The organism is Streptomyces sp. NPDC089915 (assembly GCF_040684675.1).
Lineage (GTDB): Bacteria > Actinomycetota > Actinomycetes > Streptomycetales > Streptomycetaceae > Streptomyces.
Window position 1 is genome coordinate 1 of record NZ_JBFBGN010000257.1, and the last position, 3,918, is coordinate 3,918.

Annotated in this window: 2 protein-coding genes; both read left to right on the plus strand. The window is 76.2% G+C overall.

Annotation, left to right across the window (positions count from 1 at the left end; genetic code table 11):
• Positions 1-172 precede the first annotated feature (172 nt).
• Positions 173-1,804 (plus strand): SDR family NAD(P)-dependent oxidoreductase, encoded by a 1,632-nt coding sequence (locus AB0O29_RS34435; protein ID WP_365159933.1) that lies wholly within the window; start codon positions 173-175, stop codon positions 1,802-1,804.
• Positions 1,805-1,849: 45 nt separating this feature from the next.
• A partial coding sequence (locus AB0O29_RS34440) for a type I polyketide synthase (protein WP_365159936.1) occupies positions 1,850-3,918 on the plus strand: 2,069 nt, incomplete at its 3' end.

The window sequence follows — 3,918 nt, forward strand, 5'->3', positions numbered from 1 at the left end:
GACCTGCTCCACCACTACCCCCGGCGGTACGCGGAGCGCGGCGAGCTGACCTCGCTCGCCGACCTCGCCGACCAGATCGACGAGCACGTCACCGTGGCTGGACGGAACCCGGCTGGTCGTCGTCACCGACGGGGCCGTCGCCGCCGGCGCGGACGAGACCGTACGGGACCTCGTGCACGCCCCGGTGTGGGGGCTGCTGCGCTCCGCCCAGACCGAGCACCCGGGCCGGTTCGTCCTCCTGGACGGCGCCGGGGCCTCCCCCGAGGCCCTGTCCGCCGCCCTGTCGGTCGCCGCGGGCGGCGACGAACCGCAGCTCGCGGCGCGCGGGGACGCGGTGCGCGCCGCCCGGCTGGCCCGGCTGGACGTCCCGGCCGGCGGGGGCGGGGGCGCCGGCTACGACCCCGAGGGCACCGTCCTCGTCACGGGCGGCACCGGCACGCTGGGCCGCCTGGTCGCCCGCCACCTGGTGGCCTCGTACGGGGTGCGGCACCTGCTGCTGACCACCCGGTCGGGGCCGCAGGCGCCCGGCGCGGCCGAACTGGTCGCCGAGCTCGCGGCGTCGGGGGCCACGGCCACCGTGGTCGCCTGCGACACCGCGGACCGGTCCGCGCTGGCCGCCGCGCTGGCCTCCGTACCGGCCGCGCACCCGCTGACGGCGGTGATCCACGCCGCCGGGGTCCTCGACGACGGGGTGCTGACCTCCCTCACCGGGGAGCGTACGGACGCCGTGCTGCGGCCCAAGGTGGACGCGGCGCTGCACCTGCACGAGCTGACCCGGGAGCTGGACCTGGCGGAGTTCGTCCTGTTCTCCGGGGCGGCCGGCACCTTCGGCACCTCGGGCCAGGCGCACTACGCGGCGGCGAACGTCTTCCTCGACGCCCTGGCCGCGCACCGGCGGGCGGCCGGTCTGCCCGGCACGGCGATGGCCTGGGGCTTCTGGGCGGAACGCAGCGCGATGACCGGGCACCTGGACGAGACGGCCGTGCGCCGGCTCGGCCGGGCGGGGATCGCCGAGATGTCCTCCGCGCAGGGCCTGGCCTTCTTCGACGCGGCCCACGGCACCGGGGAGTCCCTGGTGCTGGCGCTGCGGCTGGAGACGGCGGCCCTGCGCGAGCGGGCGGCCGCCGGCACCCTGCCGGCGCTGCTGCGCGGCCTGGTACGGGTCCCGGCGCGCCGGGCGGCGGCCGACGGTGCGGGGGCCGGCGCGGCCGGTTCCGGCGGGGCCGCGCCGGAGGCGGCCGGGCCCGCGCTGGCCGACCGGCTGGCCGGGCTCCCGGAGGCCGAGCGGACGGAACGCCTCGTCGAGCTGGTCGTCGGACAGGTGGCCGGGGTCCTGGGGCACGCGTCGGCGGCGCTGATCGAACCGGAACAGGCCTTCAAGGCCCTCGGGTTCGATTCGCTGAGCGCCGTGGAGCTCCGCAACCGAATGAATCGAGCCACGGGGCTGCGGCTGTCGGCGACGCTCGCCTTCGACCACCCGACGCCGCTGGCGCTCGCCGCGCACGTGGGCGAGGAACTGGCCCGCAGCCGGCGGCCCTCCGCCGACCGGGTGCTGGCCGACCTGGGCCTCGTCGATGACCTGCTGTCCTCCGCCTCGGACACGGACGGGGACCGGTCCCGGATCGTGGCCCGGCTGCGGGAGCTCGCGGCGAAGTACACCGGAAACGGAACGGATCCGGCAGCCGGGTCGAAGGCTTCCGCAGCGACCCTCTCGGATGATTCAAGTGAGAATCCAGACACCCCGGTGAGCATCGAATCCGCCAGCGACGACGAGCTGTTCGCCCTGATCGACAGCGACGTGTAGCCGGCACGGACGACGGCTACTACAGGAACGGGGACCGGCTCCGCGATGGAGAACACCGAGGAGAAGCTCCGCAGTTACCTCCGCAAGGCGACCACCGACCTCCAGGAGGCCCGGCGGCGCCTGCGGGAGGCGGAGGCCGCCGCGGGCGAACCGATCGCCATCGTGGGGATGGGCTGCCGCTTCCCCGGCGGGGTCACCTCCCCGGAGGGGCTGTGGGAGCTCGTCTCCTCCGGCGGGGACGGCATGTCGGCCTTCCCCGCCGACCGCGGCTGGAACGTGGGCGCGGCCTACGCGCCGTCCGGCCACGACCCGGTCGGCGGGTTCCTGTACGACGCGGACCGCTTCGACGCGGACTTCTTCGGCATCTCCCCGCGCGAGGCCCAGGCCATGGACCCCCAGCAGCGGCTGCTGCTGGAGACCTCCTGGGAGGCCTTCGAACGGGCGGGCGTCGACCCGCTGTCGGTGAAGGGCGAACGGATCGGCGTCTTCGCCGGGCTGATGTACCACGACTACGGGACGGGCGCCGGCGAGGTCCCCGAGGAGCTGCGGGGCTACCTGGTCAACGGCAGCGCGGGCAGCGTGGCCACGGGCCGCGTCTCCTACACGCTGGGCCTGGAGGGCCCGGCCGTGACGGTGGACACCGCCTGCTCCTCCTCCCTGGTGGCGCTGCACCTGGCGGTACAGGCGCTGCGGCGCGGGGAGTGCACGATGGCCCTCGCGGGCGGTGCGACGGTCATGTCCACGCCCGTGATGTTCCTCGACTTCATGAAGCAGGGCGGGCTGGCCGCCGACGGCCGCTGCAAGTCCTTCGCCGAGGGCGCCGACGGCACCGGCTTCGCCGAGGGCGTCGGCATGCTCCTCGTGGAGCGGCTGTCGGACGCCGTGCGCCACGGGCACCGCGTCCTGGCCGTCGTACGCGGCTCCGCCGTCAACCAGGACGGCGCGAGCAACGGCCTCACCGCCCCCAACGGGCCCGCGCAGCAGCGCGTCATCCGCCAGGCGCTGGAGAGCGCGGGGCTGGGCGCCGCCGACGTGGACGCGGTGGAGGCACACGGTACGGGCACCCGGCTGGGCGACCCGATCGAGGCCCAGGCGCTGATCGCCGCGTACGGGCAGGACCGGGCCGACGGCCGCCCGCTGTGGCTGGGCTCCCTCAAGTCGAACATCGGGCACGCGCAGGCCGCGGCGGGCGTGGGCGGCGTGATCAAGATGGTGCAGGCGATGCACCACGGCGTCCTGCCGCGCACCCTGCACGCCGACGTGCCCTCCTCCGGCATCGACTGGTCGGCGGGGGCCGTGGAACTGCTCACGCGGGAGCAGCCGTGGCCGGAGACCGGCCGGGCCCGCCGCGCGGGCGTCTCCTCCTTCGGGGCGAGCGGCACGAACGCGCACGTGATCCTGGAGCAGGCCCCCGAGGCCGCCGCCGCGCAGAGCGCCGCCGGGCCGGTCTCCGGACCGGTGCCGGTGGCCCTGTCGGGGCGTTCGGCCGGGGCGCTGCGGGCGCAGGCGGCGCGGCTGCTGTCGTTCGTGGAGGCCCGCCCGGAGCTGGGCGTGGCCGAGGTGGCGCACGCGCTGACCCGCCGGGCCGAGCTGGAGCACCGCGCGGTCGTCGTGGGCCGGGACCGCGAGACGCTGGTCCGGGGCCTGACCGCGCTGGCCGCCGACGAGCCGGACGCCTCCGTCGTCTCCGGGCACGCGACGGGACGGGGGCGGCTCGCGGTGCTGTTCACCGGGCAGGGCAGCCAGCGGCCGGGGATGGGCCGGGGGCTGTACGAGGCGTTCCCGGTGTTCGCCGCCGCGTTCGACGAGGTGTGCGCGGAACTGGGCGGAGACCTCAAGGAGGTCGTCTTCGGCGACGATGCCGACGCCCTGGACCGCACGGGGACCACCCAGCCGGCCCTCTTCGCCATCGAGGTCGCCCTCTACCGGCTCGTCGAATCGTGGGGCGTCGTCCCACGGTTCGTCGGCGGACACTCGGTGGGCGAGATCGCCGCCGCGCACGTCGCCGGGGTGCTGTCGCTGCACGACGCCGCCGTCCTGGTCACCGCGCGCGGGCTGCTCATGGAGGCCCTGCCCGAGGGCGGGGTCATGGTCTCCGTCCAGGCGGGCGAGGA